Raw genomic sequence first — 20,494 nt, forward strand, 5'->3', positions numbered from 1 at the left:
TCGGGGACGCAACTCGTCGAAGACCCGTATTTCCGCAGGTAGGGCCATCAAAAACAGATGTTCGGGGACCCGTATCCACGGGGTCGGTGACCCGTCGTGCGGCCTTCGGGCGGCCGCCCCGCCCTACGCTGCGAGAAGCATGGCCAGCACGGCGGTGTCGGGGTCGGCGTTGGGGTCGATACCCACCTGATTGCGGAGGTTGACCACCGTGCCGTCGGCCTCCGCCTCGGCCCATCCCGCCCGGTGTTCGAGCCCGAGTTCGGGGAGTCCGGGCAGCAGCACGCAGCCGGAGGCGACCTGCGAACACTCGGGCAGGGACGGGCGCGTCTGCGACGGGGGATGCAGCATGACCAGCGCCGGCGGATTGTTCAGGAAGCGGCCCGCCTCGACGAAGCTGTCGTCGACGACATTGCCGATCGCGACCATCATCCCGACGGTGTCCGCCTCACCCTGCTCCGGACGCTGCTCGACCACGCCGAAGATCGTCGTCGTGGGCAGGAAACCCGGCCGGCAGGCGATCCGGACCGAGGCCACAAGCGTCTGCGTCCACTCGAGCGTCGACTCCGGCCAGCGGCCCGAGATGAGAATGCCGTTCAGCGTGCCCTCGTGCTGGAACGGTGTGAGGCCGATCGGAATCGATTGCATCATGTCCTCCTCCGACCCGGGCACGACCTCGGGTGATCCACGGACTGGGGACCGACGGCCGACCCTGGTGAGAAGACCATCCACCGGTGGCGAGGCGCCGACAACTCGAATCACCGTGTTGTGATGGATCTTTAACATGCGAACGAACGACAGCGGCGGTCGCGGAGCACTGTCCCCGCCGGTGGGGGCGACGGCACCAGGCACACTGGACCGGTGAAGAACTCGCCCCCGCTGCGACCCATGGAGTTCGCGTCCGTCGCGATCTTCGGCGGACTGACCGTCGCGGCGGTGGTCATCGCGTCGGTCATCCCGCTGGCCCAGGCCGCCGGACTGCTCGCCCCGGTGCCGCTCGCACTCATCGCGGCGCGTACGCGGCCGCGGGCCCTGGTCACCGCCACGGTCGCCACCACCGCGGTGGCGTTCGCGATGGCGGGCACCGGCGCGATGGCAACCGTCCTCGGATCCGCGCTGGTCGGCGGCCTGGTCGGCGACATCAAGCGCCGGGGCCGGGGGATCGGTGTGCTCGGGGTCGCCACGCTGGTCGCCTCGCCGGTGCTCGGTGGGATCTCCGTGCTGATCCTCCTGATCCTGGTGCCGCTACGTGAACTGACGATCGAGGCGATGACCAACTCCATCCACGGCGTCGCGAAGTGGCTGCACGGATGGGGCCCGACCGGCGGCGTCGCCGATGGGCTCGACGCCATGAGCCGGAGCATCGCCGACGACTGGTGGGTGTGGGTCTGGGTGTCGGGAACCCTCGGCACCGCGATCTCGCTGCTCGTCGCGTGGTGGATCCTCGGTTCCGTGATCAGCAGGCTGCGGGACGTGCCGAGCGAGGACACGCTCGACGCCGTCCCGTCGGGGTTCGCCCCGGCCGCGGTGGTCGCCGCGGCCCACGATCCGGGCATCGCGCCGCTTCCGCTGGTCTTCGAACGCGTCGGGTTCGCGTACGCGCCCGAAGCCCGCCCGGTGCTGCACGACATCGACCTGCGGATCGATCCCGGTGAGTTCGTCGCCGTCGTCGGCGCCAACGGTTCCGGGAAGTCGACGCTGGCGAAGATCCTGGCCGGGCGTGACCCGTCCACCGGCGTGGTCCACCGGCCGGGCCTGCCCGGTCTGGGCGCGCACGGCGGGACCGCGCTCGTCCTGCAACGTCCCGAGATACAGATGCTGGGTTCCCGCGTCGCCGACGACGTCGTCTGGGGTCTGCCGCCCGGCGTCGACGTCGACGTCGAGGCACTGCTCGACGAGGTCGGTCTCGCCGGACTCGGTGACCGGGAGACCACGGACCTGTCCGGCGGTCAGCAGCAGCGGCTGGCGATCGCGGCGGCGCTCGCCCGGGATCCGCAGCTTCTCATCGCCGACGAGGTGACGTCGATGGTCGACCCGGAAGGCCGGGGACAATTGCTGGCGCTGCTCGCGGGCCTCCCGGCACGCCGCGGGATCGCCGTCGTCCTGGTGACGCACCGCGGCAGCGAGGCGGCGGCGGCCGATCGGGTGATCCACCTGGCCGGGGGACGCCTCGTGCCGCACGCGCCCGACTGGATGCCGGGTCCCGACGCTGACCTGGGCGCGCCGAACCCGCGCCCGTCGCCCCCGCCCGCACCGACCTCGCGGATCGGCGGGCCACTCCTCGTGCTCGACCAGGTGGGTTATGCGCACCTGCCGGGCTCACCGTGGGAGGTAGTTGCCCTGCAGGACATCTCGCTGACGGTCTACCGCGGCGAGGGACTCCTCGTCGTCGGCGGCAACGGATCGGGCAAGACGACTCTCGCGTGGATCATGGCCGGCCTGCTCCCGCCCGGGACCGGTACCTGCCGTCTGCTGGACATCCACGAGAAGATCACTCCCGGAGCGGGTTTCGACGCCGGAACGCCGATGACGGAGCGGGTCGGCGCGGTCGGACTCGGATTCCAGCACGCGCGTCTGCAACTGCAGAAGGTCACCGTCGCCGACGAGATCATGGCGGCCGGTGGTGAGAAGGTGGGCACCGCCGAGGTCGCCCGGGTCCTCGAACTCGTCGGGTTGCCGCGCCGGATGGCGGTCACCAAGGTCGACGCGCTGTCGGGCGGACAGATGCGACGCGTCGTGCTGGCCGGTCTCATCGCGCGCCATCCCGACCTGCTGGTCCTGGACGAGCCGCTGGCCGGTCTCGATCCGCCGGCACGCGAGGAGATCGTCGCACTGCTGGCCCGGCTCCGCGCCGACGGGATGACCATCGTGATCATCTCGCACGACTTCGAGTCGTTGGAGTCGGTGTGTACCCGACGGGTCAGGCTGGTCGACGGGCGTCTCCTGCCCGATTCGCATCAGATGATCGACCAGGCACGCGGCTGGGACGGAGGAACCCGATGACGATGCGTACCGTCCCGCTGCGGCAGGTGCCCGGCGACTCGTTCGTGCACCGGCTGTGGGCGGGGACCAAACTCGTGATCGTGCTGATCCTCGGGATCATGACCTGGGTGCTGCCGTCGTGGCCGGCGCTGGGCATGGTCGCCGCGGTGGTGGTGATCACCGCCCTCGTAGCGGGAATCCCGTTGGGCGCCATACCTCGTCCGCCGTGGTGGTTCTGGGGTCTGATCGGCATCGGCGTCGCGTTCAACGTGTCGTTCGCCGGCATCCCCGGCGCCCTGGTCTTCCTGCGCGCGATCACCCTGGCACTCGTCCTCGTCGCCAGTTCGATCCTCGTCATCTGGACCACCCCCATGGCCGACGTGGCGCCGGCGCTGGCGCGGCTGATGCGTCCGCTGCGGTGGCTCCGGCTGCCCGTCGACGAGTGGGCGGTCGCGATCGCGTTGTGCCTCAGGGGTCTTCCGCTGCTCATCGAGGAGTTGCGCATGCTGCGTGCGGCGCATCGCCTCCGGCCGACGGCCAAGGGCCGCAGCGACCATCCGTCGGCGGAGATGGGGATCATGGATCTGATCACCGCGGCGATGTCGTCGGCGCTCCGACGCAGCGCCGAGATGTCCGAGGCGATCACCGCCCGCGGCGGCACCGGCCGCCTGACCGCCCATCAGGCCGGCCCCGGGCGCGCAGATGTGTTGGCGCTCATCGTGATCGGCCTGGCCTGCGCGGTCGCCATCACGGTCACGCTCGTTCTCTGAGGGACGCGTCCCCACCGCTCCCTGAGGAGGGTCCGGAGCTTGCGGAGGGCGCGTCACGAAGGGTCTTTGGCGAGACGACTTGCGGACGACCCTTCGTGACGCTCGCAAGCTCGCTCCTCAGGGAGCAGGGGGAGGCTTCGCCCGCACGTGGGGAAGGGGGGGAGGCTTCCCGTGGGGAGCGGGGAGGCTTCCGTGGGGAAGCGGGGGAGGCTTGGCTCGCGCGGGAGCTGAGAGGTTTCGCTCGCTACTCAGGGAGCAGGGGTTTGCTCGCAGCAGAGAACGTGGGCCCCGAACAACAAACAGCGCCGGTCACCTGAAGGTGACCGGCGCTGTTGAGGTTCGGCGAACCGGGATCAGGCCGGGACGACCAGGCCGCTGCCCTGGCTCTTCGCGCGGGCGAGACGCTCGTTGGCGTCGGCCCAGTTCACGACGTTCCACCACGCCTTGACGTAGTCGGGCTTGACGTTCTGGTAGTCGAGGTAGAAGGCGTGCTCCCACATGTCCAGCATGACGACCGGGATGATCGCGGCGGGGATGTTGCCGCTCTGGTCGGTCAGCTGCAGGATGACGAGCTTGCCGCCGATGGTGTCGTAACCCAGGATCGCCCAGCCCGAACCCTGCAGGGTGGTGGCGGCGGCGGTGAAGTGGGCCTTGAACTTGTCGAAGCCACCGAACTGTTCGGTGAGGGCGGCCGCGAGGTCGCCGTCGGGCTCGCCACCGCCGTTGGGCGACAGGTTCTTCCAGAAGATGGAGTGGTTGGTGTGACCGCCCAGGTGGAACGACAGGGTGGCGGAGAGTCCGTAGACCTTGCCGGCGATGCTGTCGTCGTCGCGGGCCGCGGCCAGCTTCTCCAGGGTGTCGTTCGCGCCCTTGACGTAGGTGGCGTGGTGCTTGCTGTGATGGAGCTCCATGATCCTGCCGGAGATGTGCGGTTCCAGTGCCGCGTAGTCGTAATCGAGATCCGGCAAGGTGTATTCAGCCACGATGTTCCTCTCTGAGGTGCTACTCGTTTCCCTGTCCACGCATGGCTCCGACGACTCGGCCGGGCGCCACGCGAATGCTTCCAGCCTTCCCCAGAGCATGGGTGATTGCAACAATCCCGCGCCAAGAAACATCAAGTGCGGTTGAGATGTCAACGACGCGAGAGTGCGTAGGCTGAGAGCTGACCAGGCCGCATCGAGTCGGCTGGGTTCAGATGAGGACGAGCAGGATGAAGACCGCGATGAGCGCGAGAATGGTCAGGGCGCTTGTGCGGCAACTCCTCGCGACGTCGTAGTTGGCGCGTGGGGCGGTCCGACCGAGCCCGGGGGCGCGTCGGAGATCTCCGGTCGCGTGCGTCGCCATCGTCGCCTCTCGTCCCTCGAACGGCTGCACATCCCTGCCGGCGGACGGGCCGCGATGGCGTACTAGTGATCGGTATCACAGTGCCACGGATGTGACCGCCATCATAAACAGACTCGAACGGTCAGCTCAACTCGTCGTCGCCGGGCCGTATCCCACCGCGCGTAGACTTGGCGCATGTCATGGCTCGACCAGCTCTTCGCCGCCGGTTCACGCAAACAGGATCTCGTCGCCGCCGACGCTGCACTGCCCGGCCGCTCGTCCGAGATCACGGTCCCGGGCGAGCACCTCGTTCTCGGAACGCCCATGCGCGGTCGGGCCGAGTCCGACGGCTCCCACGTACACGGCATCGGACGCTTCGACGACGGCCTCGACGCGATCGTCCTGGCCGGTGGCTGCTTCTGGGGGATCGAGGAGATCTTCTGGCAGGTCCCCGGTGTGTACACGACCGCGGTCGGATACGCGGGCGGGTACACGCCGAATCCGACCTATGAGGAGACCTGCACCGCGCGGACCGGTCACACCGAGTCGGCGCTGGTGGTCTTCGATCCGGCCGTCGTCGATCTCGAAGGCCTGCTGAAGGTCTTCTGGGAGTCGCATGACCCGACGCAGGAGATGCGTCAGGGCAACGACATCGGCACCCAGTACCGATCAGCCGTGTACGCCCTGACCGACGCGGACCTTGACCTCGTCCGCAGCACCGCCGCAACCTTCCAGACCGCACTCGACGCTGCGGGCGAGGGTGCGATCGCCACCGAGATCAAGCCGCTGGCGCAGGCGGGCGACGGACGGTTCTACTACGCCGAGGACCACCACCAGCAGTATCTGGCGAAGAACCCGCATGGATACCGCTGCCATGCCGCGACCGGTGTCGCCTACCCCGCCTGACGTCGCGGTGCGCCGCCGTACCCATCGGTCGCAGACCCGACGAGACACGCGGTGACCGAACGGATCTCGCTGCGGCAGTGGAATCGCACCCTGCTGCAGCGCCAGCACCTGCTCACCCGCGTCGCGGAGGACGCCATCGAGGTCCTGGACCGCTGCGTCGGGCTGCAGTCCCAGGACCCGCGGGCGGCATTCTTCGGATTGTGGTCGCGGATCGCGGATTTCGATCCCCTCGAGCTGGACGATCTGCTCACCGACCGCGAGGTCGTGCGCATGACGCTGCTGCGCGCGACGATCTTCCTGATCGACGCCGAGGACGCACGCTGGATTCGTCCACTCGCCGAGCCCACGCTGCGGCGTGGACTCACCGACATCCACGCCCAGCGACTGGTGGACGCCGACCCGACGCAGGTCGTGCGGTCCGCCGCCGAGATTCTGGCGGGTCGCGAACTCGCCGTCGCCGACCTCGGGAGCGAACTGGTTGCCCGCCATCCGGCGGAAGATGCGTCGACCCTGACCGCCATCGCACGGTGCGGGCTGCCACTGGTCCAGGTCCCCCCGCGTGGTTTGTGGCGCGGGCGGGGCGCTCCGACGTACCGCCTGTTCGACGAGTGGGCCGGCCCGGGCGTGCCGGCCGTCGTCGACGACGAAGCCCGTGCCGATCTCGTCCGGATGTATCTGCGCGGGTTCGGCCCGGCCACCGTGAAAGCCATCCAGACGTGGTCCGGGCTCACCCGGTTGCGACCCCTCGTCGAGAAGCTGGAGGCCGACTGGGAGCTCGTCCGGCTCGACGGTCCGAACGGCGAGGTCCTCTACGACCTCGACGGTCTCGCCCTCGCCGACCCGGATGCGCCGGCGCCGGCGCGGCTGATCGCCCCCTTCGACCACGTGATCGGCGCCCAGGCCGACCGAATCCGGGTCGCCGACCCGGAGATGTACCGGCGCACCGTGACTCCCAATGGCCGGTCGCCCGGATTCGTGTTCCTCGACGGATTCCTCGCAGGGACATGGTCTCTCGACGCCGAGGACGTTCCGGCGGTCGAGTACCTGCGTCCGGTGACCGCCGCCGAACGGCGCGAGGTCGACGCCGAGGTCGACCGGCTCCGTGAATTTCTGGTCGATACCTGAAGCTCGGAGCGACGGGGCCCGGCAGATGTCGCACATCGTGGCGCCGAGCGCAACGACACACTACGTCTGCGCACCGGATCGAAGGAGCCCGCGACTCAATCGCCGGTGCGCGGGTTCCGCGAGGTGATGCAGTAGCGGCGACCGACCGGATCCGCCATCGTCGTCCAGTGCGGGAAGTGCTCGATCGCGCGGGCGCCCCAGTCCTCGTGCCGTGCGACCTCGTCGGGGACGGAATTCGTGGCGATGTCGAGGTGCGCTGTCGCCACATCGTTGTCTGACTCATCCTGCTTGCGCTGCAACAGGATCCCTAGGGTCACCGCGGGGTCGCGGCGGAGCGCGACCAGCTCGGGCCGACCCCGGGGCTTCGTCGGCCAGCCGGTGAACCCGGTCCAGAAGTCGACCTCGGCGTCGAACATGCCGGCGGGGATGTCGATGCACAGCTGGTCGATGATGCTGATGGTGTCGCCGGGCCAACGGATGGGCCGCGACCGCTTCGATTCGCCCTCCCACGGCACGAGGCAGAACACGAAACCGGCGGGTGACCGGAGGGTGAGGTGAGTCCCGGCGTCGACGACGAGGGTCGCACCGAGTGCCTGTGCCTCGGCGGTGGCGGCGTGCGGGTCGTCGGTGTGGATGTCGAGGTGGACTCCACCCGGTCCGTCGTCGATCCGCTGGACTCGCAGATGCGGGTCGCCGTAGAAGGGCTCCAGCGAGGCGAACTCGCGGTGCTCACCCCGCGGCGGTGAGACCGTGCTGCCCGAGATCGCGCGCCAGAAGGTCACCTCGCTGCCGAACACCTCCGCGGGGAAGTCGAGGAATGCGCTGAGCCACCGCACCTGCACCCGGCAGATTCTACGGTGCGTCCCACGTCGCGGACTGTCGCGGCGCGTGGGAAAACAGCAGGCGGGTCGCCGTCGTTACACTCGGACAGATGACTGCAGGACCGCTGGGGGCGGTGGGGAAGAAATTCTCGAAGGCGCGGACCGAGCAGGTCGCCGTCGTCCGTCTCGACGGCCCGATCGGGATCGCGGGGATGGGCAAGCACGGCGTCAACACCGAGTCCGTCGAGCCGGTTCTGAAGAAGGCGTTCGCCACGGAGCGGTTGCGGGCCGTCGTGGTCGTCATCAACTCGCCCGGTGGCTCGCCTGCGCAGTCGGAGTACATCGCCGAACGCATCCGCCAGCTGTCGGCGGAGAAGGGCGTGCCGGTCCTCGCGTTCTGTGAGGACGTCGCGGCCTCCGGTGGCTACTGGATCGCCTGCGCGGCCGACGAGATCTTCGCCGCCCACACCTCCATCGTCGGCTCGATCGGGGTCGTGTCGTCGGGCTTCGGTTTCTCGGCCGTGCTCGACCGCTTCGGTGTACAGCGCAGGCTGTACACGACCGGCGAGAACAAGGCGCGACTCGACACCTTCTCGCCCGAACAGCCCGAGGACGTCGAATGGCTGAAGGAATTGCAGGGCCAGCTGCACGAGGCGTTCATCGCGTGGGTCCGGCAGCGCCGCGGTAAAAAGCTGACCGCTTCCGACGCGGAACTCTTCAACGGCGACGTGTGGATCGGTCACCGCGCCGCGGAACTCGGGGTCGTCGACGGGATCGGCGTGATGCGCTCGGTCGTCGCCGAGCGGTACCCCGACGCGGAGATCACCGTCGTGGAGACGCCGAAGCCGCTGCTCATGAGACTCGTGGGAAGCCAGACATCGGTTGCCGGATTTGCGGAGAGCGTGACGACCGGCGTTCTGGCAGCATTCGACCGCGCCCCGTCGTTGCGGCTGTCGCTGCTCCACCGGGACTGAAAGGCCCGATCACAGCCCGTTCACATGGTTTTGCTTGTGAATTGTCCCCACGTTATCCACAGGTGCTGTTCATCGAAGGAAGAGTTCACGACGTTCCGGCGTGTGCACTTTCGTGAATTTCCTACGCGCACATTCGGCTAAACGAGTGATCGCGGTCACAAGTCGCGGGCCGGTGGCCAGCGTTTTTCCACAATTCCACAGTCTCATCCCCAAGTAGACGGTCAGTGCGCGAACGAGGGACAAATGTCCAGGACGTACATGTGGATAAATTTATGTAGGCTTACATAGCGCCTTGCTTCACACCCGTCTCGGTGATGACAGCGGGGCGCGCGGGCAGTGGTCCGGTCGAGCTGCCGCCGCGCCCGGCCGTCTCTGTGCCACCATGGAAAACGTGAGCATGGGCGACATCACTCAGGTGCCGGTGACCGACCTTCCGGATGACTTCACCGGGCAGACCGACGCGGTGATGCTCGACGTCCGTGAGGACGACGAATGGGCGTCCGGTCACATCCGGGGCGCCGTGCACATCCCGCTGGCCGAGGTGCCCGGCCGCCTTGCCGAACTCGACCCCGATCACGATCTGTACGTGGTCTGCCATTCCAGCGGCCGATCGATGCGCGTGCTGCAGTACCTCGCGCAGGTCGGTTACGACGGGATCTGCGTCCGCGGCGGCATGCTCGCCTGGCAGGAACACGGCAAGCCCGTCGAGATCGGTGATCCACGACCCGAGGGCGACGCCGGCCGATGATCGACCTGTGCCCGCGGTGTCGAATCCAGGCACCGCACCGTCCCGGCCGTGAACACTGCCCCCGATGCGGCGGACCGCTGAGCGTCGTCGAGGATGCCGCGCGGGCGCTGGCCGCCCGGCAGACGCCGGCACGATCGCCGGCGCCCGGCGCGGTGCGCCCGCCGCACGTCCCGTCTCGTCCCGGCCCGGCCCCGGTGTCCGCCGGACGTCTCTACCGCAGTCGCAACGTCCGGTGGGTGGCCCGCCGCCCACCCGAGGCGATTCCTGTCCGCCGCGGCCCCTCGGGCCGACGTGGCCCCCGACTGATTCCCCGGTACGTCTACATACCCACCTGGGGTCTGCATGACGAACCGGCGGAGGTCGACACCGCGCACCAGAAACTCGAGAGTTCGCGTGTCCGACTGCAGTTCGCCCTGAACGTGGCGGGCTCTGCGCTGGCCGCGTCCGCACTGGTCCATCTCGTGCGCTACCTCCTGCTGGTCGTCAACCGTGACCGTCCGCTGCCCGAATTCCTCATCGTCGCGTCCGACTGGCTGACCGTCTTCGTCGGTGTGGTCGCATTCCTCGGATTCGTCCTGGCGACGCTGGCTTTCATGCGCTGGGTCCTGGAGTTGCGCGCGGACACCTACGCCGCGGCCGGTCTCGTCGACCCGCGCCGGCCCGGTTGGGTCGCCGCGCTCGCCGGCCTGCCGCTGGTCAACCTCATCGGTGCGCCGCTGGTGGTGCAGGAGGTCGCTGTGCATCGGGTCGGCCAGGACCCCGCGCTCGATGCCGACCTCGTCGGCCGACGACTCCGCAAGTTGTGGGTCGCCTGGGTGGTGGTGAATGCGGCGGCCGGGGCGGCGATCATCGCCCGGCTCGTCGCGTGGCGCTCGGACTCGCTGCAGACCGGGGCGAACGCGATGGTGATGGTCATCGTCAGCGCGGCGGTCTCGGCTGCCTTCGCCTTCTGGATGGCACGCCGGGTGCGGACACTGTTCGACGCCGCCGCGGCGGCCCCGGTCCCGACGAGACGGTGGGTGGCGGTCGGATGAACTCAGGGGTGAACGTGGGCGCGGCCGAGAAGGTCTCCCGATCGGGCAAGCCGGCGGTGGTGGCGCACCGCGGGGCGTCGGGCGACTGTCCGGAACACACCCTGGCCGCCTACGAGCTGGCTCTCGCACAGGGTGCGGACGGCCTCGAGTGCGATGTCCGGTTGACCGCCGACCACGAACTCGTGTGCGTGCACGACCGGACCGTCGACCGGACGTCCGACGGCTCGGGGATCGTCAGCGAGATGACGCTCGCCGAACTGCGCGAGCTTGACTTCGGGAGCTGGCATGCCGCTGGTGGACCCGCGTCGATCCTGACGCTGCGGGAGCTGCTCACGCTGACCCTGGACTGGCGCCGACCCGTCCGCCTGTTCATCGAGACCAAGCATCCGGTGCGGTTCGGCAGTCTCGTCGAGCAGAAGCTCCTCGAGATGCTGCACGAGTTCGGGGTGGCGACGCCGCCGTCGGCCGATCACAGCCGCGCCGTGGTCATCTCGTTCTCGTCGGCCGGGGTCTGGCGGATCCGGCGCCACGCCCCGATGCTGCCGACGATCCTGCTCGGTGACACCGCCCGGGTCCTGGGCGGGGGCGCCGCGACCGCGGTCGGGGCGACCGGCATCGGACCGTCGGTGATGACCCTGCGGCAGTACCCGGACCTGGTCGATCGCGCCGCCGCCGCCGGTCGGGTCACCTACTGCTGGACCGTCGACGAGCAGGTCGACGTCCAGCTATGTGCCGATCTCGGTGTGCGGTGGCTGGCCACCAACCACCCGGCGAAGGTGCGCGACTGGCTGGTCACCGTCGACTGAGCCGCCGCCCGCACGACCTGTCGGGTGCCGCGGGCCGACGTGAGAGAGTGGACCGATGGGCAAGAAGAGCAAACGGGGTAGTGGACCACGTCCGGGAAGCAATCGCGCCGAGCGCGTCGCAGCACGTAAGGCACGCCAGGCCGCAGCTCTGGCGCCGCCGCCCCGGCCCTTCGCCGGGTTCGCGTCCGAATGCGATTTCGTCGCGCTGCGGACCTTCGTCGCGTCGGCGACTGCGCGGTTGGAACTCACCGAGCCGGCCGGTTCCCGCAACGACGTCTCGATCGTGACGATCCTGCCGGGCGCGGTGCCTGCTCTCGCGCGCGACCTCGACGGTGCGACAGAGGGTTTCGTGGGTCTGCAGACCGACCCCGATCGATCGGCGCTGACCGTCGAACTCGCCGCGGCCATCGCGTGGGCCGCTCACGCCGACGCCGGCAGTGAGTTCGACCTCGAAGCTGCCGACGAGGCCCCCAGCCTCGACGAGGTCGTGAAGACCGACGCCACCCTGGACATCACGGTGCACCAGGACTTCGGCTGGTGGTTCGTGGAGGGCACCGAGGTCCCGGCGGAGATCACGGCCATGTTCGAGCGCGCCAACGACTCGGTGCTGCCGACCGCGCGGCTCGTGGTCGACAGCGGCGCCGGTGCGCCCTGGTGGGTCGATGCGGGCGAACGTGCGCACCTGCGCTGGATTCGACCCGAGCCGGAGGACGACCTGATGTCGGCGATGGCCCGGCTCCACGCGGCCGGTCATCTGACGATGGGTGAGGGCTCGCGGTTCGCCGGATCGTTCCGCACCCACGGGTTGCTCGTCCCGGTCTTCGACCTCGACAACGAGATGCACCACGAAGAGTGGTACGCGGGTCTCAACGAGCTCGATCGCCGCCTCGGCGAAGCACTCGCGGACACCTCGCCGCTGACGATCGAACAGCGCAGCTCCCGCAACGGCATTCGCGGTCGCCAGGTCACGCTGCGCTGACCGGCGTGGTCCGTAACCGCGCTGTTTCTGCTCCCTGAGAGCCTTCTTCTGCTCCCTGAGGTGCGAGCGAAGCGAGAGGGTCCTATAGCTTGTCAAGTGCTCCGAGGTCAGTGGTGAGGTCGCGGAACACTTCGCGGGCGATGTAGCGCTTGAGGCAGCGGAGGATGTCTTTCTTCGTTTTGTGTTCGGCGGAACGTCGCTCGACGTAGGCGCGGGTGGGGGCGTGGGATTTCATGCGTCCGACCGCGATCATGTGCAGAGCACTGTTGGCTTGCCGGTCCCCGCCCCGGTTGAGTCGGTGACGGCTGGTTTTGCCTGAGGATGCCGGTAACGGGGCGGCGCCGACGAGTTTGGCGAACCGTGCCTCGGTGCCCATCCGCTCGACGTTGTCACCGGCGGTGATCACCAGGCGGGCGGCGGTGATCGGCCCGATCTGCGGGCGCGAGAGCAGGGTGGGTACCAGCTTGCTCAGCAGTCGTGTGAGTTCGCGGGCCAAAGACCGGGCTTGTTGTTGGGCGAGTCGGTGTCGGTCGAGCAGCGACCGCGCAGCGCGCACGAACGCCGCGGCCGGCCCGGACAGATCAGCTTTCTCGGCTGGTACCGGCAAGTCTTTGATGAATGCTGCCCGCTTGGCGATGGTGCGGGCCTGGCGCGCTTGATCGGCGTACTCGGCTGGTGCGGTGGTACACAGGTCACGGATCTGGTTACCGATGCGGGTGGCTTCCTCGACGGCCGAAGCCCTTGCCACGGTGAGCATCCGAATAGATTCGACCGCGCCGCGGGTGTCTTTGGCCACCGCGGTCGCGCGGCCGGTGATGACTGCCATCGCTGCGGCGTAGGCATCGAGTTGATCGGTCTTACCGTGGGCGTAGCGGCGCGGCAGATCGGGGGTGTTGACCTCGATCACTCGCACCCCTTCGGCGGTGAGCATCCGGGTCAACCCGGCCCCGTAGGAGGCGCTCGATTCCACTGCGGCATCCTCGACGCGGCCGAAGCCACACGCCCACTGCCACAACTGGGTGTAGCCGGCGGTGGTGGTCGGGAACTCGCGATCGGCCAGCGGGCGGCCGTCGGTGGCGACGATCGCGGCGTGGTGGGTCTGTTGATGGGTGTCGACTCCGAGTACGACCACTTGCGTGGTCACTGCTGTCTCAGCCATTCTGGCGGTGTCTCCTTCACTGCGGTGTGGGATGACCTCACCGGGGCGGGTGGACAGGACAGTGAAGAGTCACGGCCTACCAGCCAGACAGGGTCCTAATCAGGTCACACCCGCCCCGGTCCTCACAGGTCACTTGGTGCAGGTGATCGACCGGAGTTCCGGGCCGACACATCTCGCCCATGACAGCACCGTCAGCCACGAAGTAAGTCAGACCCAAACCCGGTCAACCACCCACACCCATTCTCACTGCCACGAAGGGTGTAGCAACGTATCTCGCCAGCCCTTCGTGGCTCGTCGCTTGCGCTCCTCGCACCTCAGGGAGCGAGGGTTATGTCGTTCTCTCGGATCTGGAGCGGGGGTTTCGCGGCTCTTTCGGATTGGGGCGGATGGAACTCCGTCAGATGTTCCCGCCGGCCGCGACCGGTGCGGTGGCGTCGGATGTCTTCTCGCCGTTGAACTCTCGCTCGACGAAGTTCTCCAGGTCGAAGAGGTTCCCGTTGCAGCGTTCGGCGATGGTCTGCAGGGTCGTCATGGTCGCGACCTCCTCGACCTGTTCCTTGAGGAACCACTGCACGAACTGCTCGCCTAGGTAGTCGCCGGTGTCGCGGGCCGACTTCGCCAGGTCGACGACCTGCTGGGTCACCGTCTTCTCCTGTGCGAGAGCGAGATCGATGGGCGCACGGTAGTCCTCGAACCGGTTGTTCGGTGCCGGGATGCCGGGGATCTCGACCTCCATGTCGCGGTCGAGGAAGTACTGCACGATCATCATCGCGTGATTGCGCTCTTCGACGGCCTGGCGGTAGAAGAGCTTTGCCAGCTGGGGCATGTCGTGGTTGTCGAAATAGGTGGCGACCGCGATGTACTGCTGCGAGGCGTAGAACTCGTTGCTGATCTGGTCGTGCAGCAGCTGATGGAACTTCGTGTGTTCGGACATGCGGCCCATCGTAGAACCGAAAAATGGCTCTCACCAGCAAGTTCAGGCTAAGTAAGGCAAGTCTGGCCTGCGTTTGGCGACCCTTTCACGACGGCCCGCCGGCGTCGACGAGAAGCTCGTCGGGGACGGGCTGACCTGCGCGGAGGTAGCCGAAGAACTCCTCGGTCTGCTCGGTGACGGGCAGCGCCAGTCCTTCGTCGGTGAAGGTGCTCTCGCCGGCCGGGGTCGTCGTCGTGATGGGGTCGCGCAGCGCGAACATGAGGGACGCGAGGTTCCAGATGTGATCTCGCTCATCGACGGTGAGCGCGTCGATGGCGCCGCCGACAAATCCGAAGAGTCGGAACGGGTTGAGCAGGACCGACGGACTGGTCGCCCGAGACACGAGTGCGGCGAGGAACTTCCGTTGATTGACCACTCGCGCGAGGTCGGCGCGCGGGAATGCGCGCGTCCGGACCAGCCCGAGAGCCTGCCTGCCGTCGAGGCGGTGACAGCCTTTCGCCAGGCGCAGACCGGCTTTGGGGTCGTTGAGCGGTTGGTCGATACACATGTCGACGCCGCCGACCGAGTCGACGAGGGTGTCGAATCCGCCGAAGCCGATCTCGGCGTAGTGGTCGATGCGGATGCCGGTCAGGTTCTCGACGGTCTGCACGAGCAGCGCCGGACCGCCGATGCTGAACGAGGCGTTGATCTTCAGGCTGCCGTGACCCGGCACCTCCACGTACAGGTCGCGCGGGATGCTCACCACGATCGCCTTGCCGCCGCCGGGTGGGTTGTGGACGAGCATGATCGTGTCGGTGCGGGAGCCGTCGGCGTCACCCGTGGCCAGCGCCCGGCGTTGTTCCTCGGTGAGATCGGATCGCGAGTCGGTGCCGACGATGAGCCAGTTGGTGCCGGGGGTGTCCGACGGGCGTCCGGCGTAGGCCGGCAGGGCGTCGATCCGGTCCAGTCTCGTGTCGTAGTAGAACAGCAGTCCCACACTGCCGAGGACGACGACGAGCAGCAGGATCATCAGGATCTTGCCCACCCGGACCGCGCGGCGCCCCGTGCGCCGGGGCCGGGGAGGACCGGCCGGCCGCGGGGGCGCGGGCGGACGTCCGACGGCCCGGTCGCGGTCGCGACGGTCGCCACGCGGCGGATGAGGTCCACGAGACCGATCGTCGGGGATCGGCTCCGGCTTCTGGGTGGGCGCATACCCGCCGGGAGCGGGCCGCGCCGACGGTGGCGGCCGATCGGCCGGGGACGGGTGCGGGGGCCGGCCGGTGGGACCGGGGCCCGGCGCCCGGCGCGGGTCGGGACCGCGTGCAGGGATCCGCGGCATGGCCTGCGGATGAGCGGACGGACCGACGGCACCGGGAGGCGGGCGGTGGCCTTGTCCGGGTGGCGGCCCCGGGCGCGGAGACGGGCCCGCTGGCCGCCCGGGCGGCATCGGCGGTCCGGGGCGACCTCGCCGGAGGATCGGCGGGTCCTGCTCGTTCATCCCAACCAATGTACGCATGGGCGGTGGCCACGGATGTCGGTCGGTTGGTTGCCGACGTGGGGTCGAACCGCCCACATAAGGTCTCGTTCCGGACCGAACGGGGTACAGGACACGCCATGACCGACAAACACGTCGCCGACGCGTCGCAGGACTCCGGGAACGATGACGCCCGGACCGACGGCGGGCACACCCCGCTGAATCGCGCCATCACCGGCAAACTCCTGTTCCTGTTCATCCTGGGCGACGTCCTCGGTGCGGGCATCTATGCCCTCGTCGGGGAGGTCGCCGGTGAGGTCGGGGGAGCGATCTGGGTGCCGTTGGCGCTCGCCCTCGCGCTGGCGATGCTGACCGCGGCGTCGTATGCGGAGCTCGTCACCAAGTACCCGCGGGCCGGCGGCGCGGCGGTGTTCGCGCGGCACGCCTACCGCCATCCGCTCATCTCGTTCCTGGTGGGATTCTGCATGCTGGCGGCCGGAGTGACGAGTGCCGCCGGGCTGGCGCTCGCCTTCGCGGGTGACTACCTGCAGGTCTTTCTCGACGTGCCCACCACCGCGGCGGCGCTGGTGTTCCTGCTCGCCGTCGCGGCGCTGAACGCCCGCGGGATCACCGAGTCCCTGCGGGCCAACGTGGTGATGACGATCGTGGAGGTCTCCGGACTCGTGCTCGTCGTCGTGCTGGCCGGGATCGTGCTGGGTCGCGGTGACGGTGAGCCGCAGCGGGTGCTGGAGTTCACCGACGAGACCACTCCGGCTCTCGCCGTGCTGGGCGCGGCGTTGCTGGCCTACTACTCGTTCGTCGGGTTCGAGACCTCCGCGAACATGGCCGAAGAGGTCCGTGACGTGCGGCGGGTCTACCCGAAGGCGCTGTTCGGTGCGCTGCTCGCCGCCGGCGTCGTATATGTCCTCGTCGGTCTCGCCGTGTCGGTCGTCGCGCCACCCGAGCGCCTGGTGGAGTCGTCGGGCCCGCTGCTCGAGGTCGTCTCGATCGCCGATGTCGGAATACCCGACCAGCTGTTCTCCCTGATCGCGCTGATCGCCGTCGCGAACGGCGCGCTGCTCACGATGATCATGGCGTCGCGCCTGACCTTCGGCATGGCCCGCGACGGGCTGCTGCCGGGTGCGCTGGCGAAGGTGCTGCCCGGTCGTCGGACGCCGTGGACGGCGATCGTGGCCACCACCGCCGTCGCGATGATCCTCTCGGCAACCGGGACCGTCGCGGCACTCGCCGAGACGGTGGTGCTCCTACTGCTGTTCGTGTTCGTCAGCACCAACGTCGCTGTCCTCGTCCTGCGCCGCGACCGCACGGACACCGACCACTTCCGGGCGCCGACGATCCTGCCCGTGCTCGCGGTGATCTCCTGCATTGTCCTGATGACGCAGCAGAGCGCGTCGACCTGGGTGCGCGCGGGCATCCTGATCGTCGTCGGACTCGTGCTCTATCTCCTCGCGCGTGTGACCGGGTCGGGTGGGCGCCGGGTCAACCACGACGACATCGACGACGACCACAGCTCCCGGCGCCTCACCTGACGCGGATGTTGTTCGCGCGGTAGTCGTATCCGTCCTGACTCGCTCGCTCGTACTGGAATTCGACGGTCTGCCCCGGCACCAGGTCCCGGAAACCGGTACCGACGATCTCGCTGTAGAACGCCCACGCCCCGCCCGGGGTGGCATCGGAATCGAGTACGCCCCAACCCTCTTCGTCGTTCCACGACCGAACGGTCCCGGTGGTGTTCGGGCCGAGGGCAGCCGGCGGTGACGTAGGTGTGTCGGTGAGGACGGTCTCCTCGATTATCGTGAGTCCATCCGGTCCGGCGTCACCGACGCTGTGCCACAAGGCAGTTCGGAACACGCCATTGTGCTTCGGATCCGGCCGGGCCACCTCGGTCGGCCAGACCGAGAGCGCCACATATCGGCATCCGCTTTCCGGTGGGACTGCTATCGCATGGTCGAAGTCGACGACGGTCCCCGGACGCAAGCCGGGCAGGGACAGCTCGTCGAGATTCTGAACGGCCAGAACACGGACGACGAAAGTGGTCACGTGGACGGTGCCGGACAACGCCGGTGACTCGATGACACCCCAGCCCTCGTCGTGGTGCCATTCGCGGATCGTCCCGGTTGTCGACATCGGTCCACCGTAGGCGCCGGACCCGTGGCGCGACAGTGAATTACCGTTGGGGTACATCGCGTCCGGGTGGGCCTGAATGCCGCAACGTCAGGGGTGTTGGCGGAGGCATGGGGAATCCGCATGAGCTCGAGCCCGGGGTCCGGACACGACGTCATACGGCTTCTCAACGCTCCGCGAGCGATCCGATCTCGGGGGCGTCCGGGCCGAAGTGGCGGAAGAGTGCGCGGCGTCGGGAACGGGTGCCGGTCCATTCCAGATAGCGCGGACCGGCCGGTGTCCGTGCGATGACCTGGTACGCAACAGTGTTGCGGACCCACGCGAGACCGAACGCCCACGGCACCGCAGGGCGGAGACCGAGGTCGCGCATGCCGCGCACGCCGAGAAAGCCCTGCAGCATGCTCAGCAGGCGGGCGCGGGTGTAGCGCGCGGCGAGGCGGGGGAACAACCGGTAGTGCAAGCGGCTCTGGGCGTCGACGATCGCTGTCGTGAGGGCCGCGCCGGCGTCGGTCACGTCGTGCTGCGCCAGTAAGACCGCATAACTCAGCTGATGCTGGTCGCGTTCGGAGTCGAAGAGCCAGTCGTCGTCGACGCCGATCAGCCAACCGACGTACTTCCAGAGGTGCATGAGGGCGCGGGAGTCGTCACGGCTCACCGGGACGCCGAGGGCGCGGACCCCCATCATCAGTGCGCCGCTGAAGAGGTTCAGCGTCGCGGCGAGGTCGGACTGGTTGATCGGCAGACCCCACTGGTCGATGTTCCAGCGGCCGTTGTGCTCGTACCGCTCGTTGACCAGGGCGTGCATGAGGCGCACATGGACGGTGAGTCGCCAGCCGTCGCCGTCGCGTGCCATCCCGCCCGGTTCGCCGACCGCGATGGCCCAGGTCTGCGTCTCGCCGAGTCGTCGGATGACCGTGTTCCCGGTGAGGCCGCCGGTCGCGACCAGCAGGTCGGCGGGACCGCCGAAGCGGTAGCCGCCGATCAGGGAGAGCTGGAGCAGGACGTCGTTGGCGTTCTGGCCGAACCGCCGATAGACGGCGGCGCCGCGGTCGCAGAGAGCGGGGTCGACCCAGTCCGGTGTCTTCTCGACGAGTGCGAAGAAGTCGCGCAGGGCGTCGGGCGCATCGGAGGGCATGTCGCCGGCGAGGGCCCACTCGAACTGGCGCATCGTGACCCGGCCGTCGGCGTCCCGCGGGAGGCGCATGGCCCGAACCAGCGCCGCGGCGGGTTCGTCCCGTGTGCGCAGCCGACGCCCGAGCTCCGCGAGCTCGTCGTCGCCGGGTTCACGGAGGTGGTTGTAGACCTTGAGCAGTCTGCCGATGCGCCGGCCGCGGGACTCGGCGGCTCGATGGCGTCGCGGGAAAGGGAGGCTCGCCGGCTCGGCGGTCGGGTCGGACGGCGCATCGACGGTCATGAGACGAATCTAGCGAATCATCTCACCCCGTTCAATGGTGGCCGGTAGGGGCGCACGGTCGGAGTGCGCAGTCGACGGGAAAGGCCGCACGGTCGACGATGTCTCGGTTCTCAGCCGACCCAGGACAGATGGTCGCGGAGCAGTCCGTAGCCGACGAAGGCGACCACATCGATGACCGCGTGGGCGATCACGAGGGGCCAGACGCGGCCGGTGACCTGGAAGAAGCGACCGTAGACCACGCCCATGACCAGATTCCCGAGTCCGCCGCCGAAGCCCTGGTACAGGTGATAGCCGCCGCGGAGGATCGCGCTGGCGGCGAGCGACGCGTTGTCGGATACGCCGAGTTGTCGCAACCGGGTGATGAAGTACGCGACCACCACGATCTCCTCGGCGGCGGCGTTGCCGATCGCGATGAGCACCAGAACCGGCCACTCCCACCAGGTGTCGGCCTGGCTGGGCACCAGGCTCGCGTTGAGGCCCAGGGCCCGGGCCACGGCGACGAGTCCCAGGCCGGGCAGACCGATGACGGCGGCGAGGACCAGTCCCGAGGGGATGTCGCGGCGCGGGGTCCACCGACCCAGACCGACACGTGACAGTCCGATCCCGCTGCGCCACAACAGGTATATGCCCAAGGCGGCGATGGCGAACAGTCGGAGGCCGCCCATGATCTGCCGGACGGCGTCGATGAGACCGAGGTCGGAGCGGCTGGGATTGAGTGCGACGGTCGTCTCGCCGATACCGCCGGCGAGCTGCGCCTCGAGCAGTGCGAGTGCCGCGGACAGCGCCGAGAACGCGAATGTGAGGACACCGACGATGACCAGTTCGACGATGATGCCGCGTCGTTCGGTCCGGTCGGTGACGACCGGGATGCCGTGGGGCGACGGTGTGAGGTACTCGCGCAAGACCATGCCGGTCAGCCTAGAA

General features: G+C 68.7%; 20 protein-coding genes. 10 read left to right on the forward strand and 10 right to left on the reverse strand.

Features of this window, described 5'->3' with window-relative positions; all coding sequences use genetic code 11:
- Positions 1-123: 123 nt before the first annotated feature.
- Positions 124-645 (reverse strand): hypothetical protein, encoded by a 522-nt coding sequence (locus tag GR168_RS01195; protein ID WP_058253731.1) that lies wholly within the window; start codon positions 643-645, stop codon positions 124-126.
- 213 nt (positions 646-858) lie between these two features.
- Here GR168_RS01195 and GR168_RS01200 point away from each other — a divergent pair, with 213 nt between their 5' ends.
- Complete coding sequence (locus GR168_RS01200; protein ID WP_203235878.1) at positions 859-3,000, forward strand: DUF2232 domain-containing protein; 2,142 nt, start codon at positions 859-861, stop codon at positions 2,998-3,000.
- Positions 2,997-3,749 carry an energy-coupling factor transporter transmembrane protein EcfT gene (locus tag GR168_RS01205; RefSeq protein ID WP_159369794.1) on the forward strand — a complete coding sequence of 251 codons (753 nt, stop codon included), beginning with the start codon at positions 2,997-2,999 and terminating at the stop codon, positions 3,747-3,749. The genes GR168_RS01200 and GR168_RS01205 overlap by 4 nt, the downstream gene beginning before the upstream one ends.
- A 353-nt stretch (positions 3,750-4,102) precedes the next feature.
- On the opposite strand, the gene GR168_RS01210 is transcribed toward GR168_RS01205, so the two are convergent.
- Together GR168_RS01210 and GR168_RS23725 are read right to left on the reverse strand one after the other, a co-directional pair.
- On the reverse strand, positions 4,103-4,732 hold the full coding sequence (locus tag GR168_RS01210; RefSeq protein ID WP_004021423.1) for a superoxide dismutase: 630 nt from the start codon (positions 4,730-4,732) through the stop codon (positions 4,103-4,105).
- A 208-nt stretch (positions 4,733-4,940) separates the two neighbouring features.
- Positions 4,941-5,093, reverse strand: coding sequence for a hypothetical protein (locus GR168_RS23725; protein ID WP_165629232.1), 153 nt, complete (start codon positions 5,091-5,093; stop codon positions 4,941-4,943).
- A 174-nt stretch (positions 5,094-5,267) separates the two neighbouring features.
- Between GR168_RS23725 and msrA the strand changes: the two genes are divergently transcribed.
- Together msrA and GR168_RS01220 are read left to right on the forward strand one after the other, a co-directional pair.
- Positions 5,268-5,978: a peptide-methionine (S)-S-oxide reductase MsrA gene (gene msrA / locus GR168_RS01215; protein ID WP_068971337.1), complete on the forward strand. Its 711-nt coding sequence runs from the start codon at positions 5,268-5,270 to the stop codon at positions 5,976-5,978.
- Between the two features lie 51 nt (positions 5,979-6,029).
- On the forward strand, positions 6,030-7,103 hold the full coding sequence (locus GR168_RS01220; protein ID WP_058253716.1) for a winged helix DNA-binding domain-containing protein: 1,074 nt from the start codon (positions 6,030-6,032) through the stop codon (positions 7,101-7,103).
- A gap of 95 nt (positions 7,104-7,198) precedes the next feature.
- On the opposite strand, the gene GR168_RS01225 is transcribed toward GR168_RS01220, so the two are convergent.
- Positions 7,199-7,945, reverse strand: coding sequence for a VOC family protein (locus GR168_RS01225; protein ID WP_078111894.1), 747 nt, complete (start codon positions 7,943-7,945; stop codon positions 7,199-7,201).
- Between the two features lie 89 nt (positions 7,946-8,034).
- On the opposite strand from GR168_RS01225, the gene GR168_RS01230 reads away from it, so the two are divergent.
- The 5 genes from GR168_RS01230 to GR168_RS01250 all read left to right on the forward strand — a co-directional run bounded on the left by GR168_RS01230 (position 8,035) and on the right by GR168_RS01250 (position 12,465).
- A complete protein-coding gene (locus GR168_RS01230; RefSeq protein WP_137809856.1) occupies positions 8,035-8,898 on the forward strand; it encodes a S49 family peptidase in 864 nt (287 codons plus the stop codon).
- A gap of 397 nt (positions 8,899-9,295) precedes the next feature.
- Positions 9,296-9,646 carry a rhodanese-like domain-containing protein gene (locus tag GR168_RS01235; RefSeq protein WP_058253732.1) on the forward strand — a complete coding sequence of 117 codons (351 nt, stop codon included), beginning with the start codon at positions 9,296-9,298 and terminating at the stop codon, positions 9,644-9,646.
- Positions 9,643-10,680 carry a DUF4328 domain-containing protein gene (locus GR168_RS01240; protein ID WP_159369795.1) on the forward strand — a complete coding sequence of 346 codons (1,038 nt, stop codon included), beginning with the start codon at positions 9,643-9,645 and terminating at the stop codon, positions 10,678-10,680. The genes GR168_RS01235 and GR168_RS01240 overlap by 4 nt, the downstream gene beginning before the upstream one ends.
- Complete coding sequence (locus tag GR168_RS01245; RefSeq protein ID WP_058253733.1) at positions 10,677-11,486, forward strand: glycerophosphodiester phosphodiesterase family protein; 810 nt, start codon at positions 10,677-10,679, stop codon at positions 11,484-11,486. The genes GR168_RS01240 and GR168_RS01245 overlap by 4 nt, the downstream gene beginning before the upstream one ends.
- 55 nt (positions 11,487-11,541) lie before the next feature.
- Positions 11,542-12,465: a DUF5926 family protein gene (locus tag GR168_RS01250; protein WP_159369796.1), complete on the forward strand. Its 924-nt coding sequence runs from the start codon at positions 11,542-11,544 to the stop codon at positions 12,463-12,465.
- Positions 12,466-12,547: 82 nt separating this feature from the next.
- Here GR168_RS01250 and GR168_RS01255 read toward each other — a convergent pair whose 3' ends face one another.
- The 3 genes from GR168_RS01255 to GR168_RS01265 all read right to left on the reverse strand — a co-directional run bounded on the left by GR168_RS01255 (position 12,548) and on the right by GR168_RS01265 (position 15,876).
- The gene (locus GR168_RS01255) at positions 12,548-13,624 is read right to left on the reverse strand and encodes an IS110 family transposase (protein WP_137811085.1); all 1,077 of its coding nucleotides are present in this window, start codon (positions 13,622-13,624) and stop codon (positions 12,548-12,550) included.
- Positions 13,625-14,021: 397 nt separating this feature from the next.
- A complete protein-coding gene (locus GR168_RS01260) occupies positions 14,022-14,558 on the reverse strand; it encodes a ferritin (RefSeq protein ID WP_058253734.1) in 537 nt (178 codons plus the stop codon).
- An 85-nt stretch (positions 14,559-14,643) separates the two neighbouring features.
- Positions 14,644-15,876: an LCP family protein gene (locus GR168_RS01265; protein ID WP_238994988.1), complete on the reverse strand. Its 1,233-nt coding sequence runs from the start codon at positions 15,874-15,876 to the stop codon at positions 14,644-14,646.
- Between the two features lie 275 nt (positions 15,877-16,151).
- Here GR168_RS01265 and GR168_RS01270 point away from each other — a divergent pair, with 275 nt between their 5' ends.
- Positions 16,152-17,561 (forward strand): APC family permease, encoded by a 1,410-nt coding sequence (locus GR168_RS01270; protein ID WP_159369797.1) that lies wholly within the window; start codon positions 16,152-16,154, stop codon positions 17,559-17,561.
- On the opposite strand, the gene GR168_RS23730 is transcribed toward GR168_RS01270, so the two are convergent.
- From GR168_RS23730 to GR168_RS01285, 3 genes are all read right to left on the reverse strand, one after another.
- Positions 17,554-18,159 (reverse strand): cold shock domain-containing protein, encoded by a 606-nt coding sequence (locus tag GR168_RS23730; protein WP_203235879.1) that lies wholly within the window; start codon positions 18,157-18,159, stop codon positions 17,554-17,556. The genes GR168_RS01270 and GR168_RS23730 overlap by 8 nt on opposite strands.
- Positions 18,160-18,322: 163 nt before the next feature.
- Positions 18,323-19,570, reverse strand: coding sequence for an oxygenase MpaB family protein (locus GR168_RS01280; protein ID WP_159369798.1), 1,248 nt, complete (start codon positions 19,568-19,570; stop codon positions 18,323-18,325).
- A gap of 110 nt (positions 19,571-19,680) precedes the next feature.
- Positions 19,681-20,478: a type II CAAX endopeptidase family protein gene (locus GR168_RS01285; RefSeq protein WP_159369799.1), complete on the reverse strand. Its 798-nt coding sequence runs from the start codon at positions 20,476-20,478 to the stop codon at positions 19,681-19,683.
- Positions 20,479-20,494 lie beyond the last annotated feature (16 nt).

Origin of the sequence: Gordonia sp. JH63, from assembly GCF_009856645.1 — a bacterium.
Taxonomy (GTDB): domain Bacteria; phylum Actinomycetota; class Actinomycetes; order Mycobacteriales; family Mycobacteriaceae; genus Gordonia; species Gordonia hongkongensis.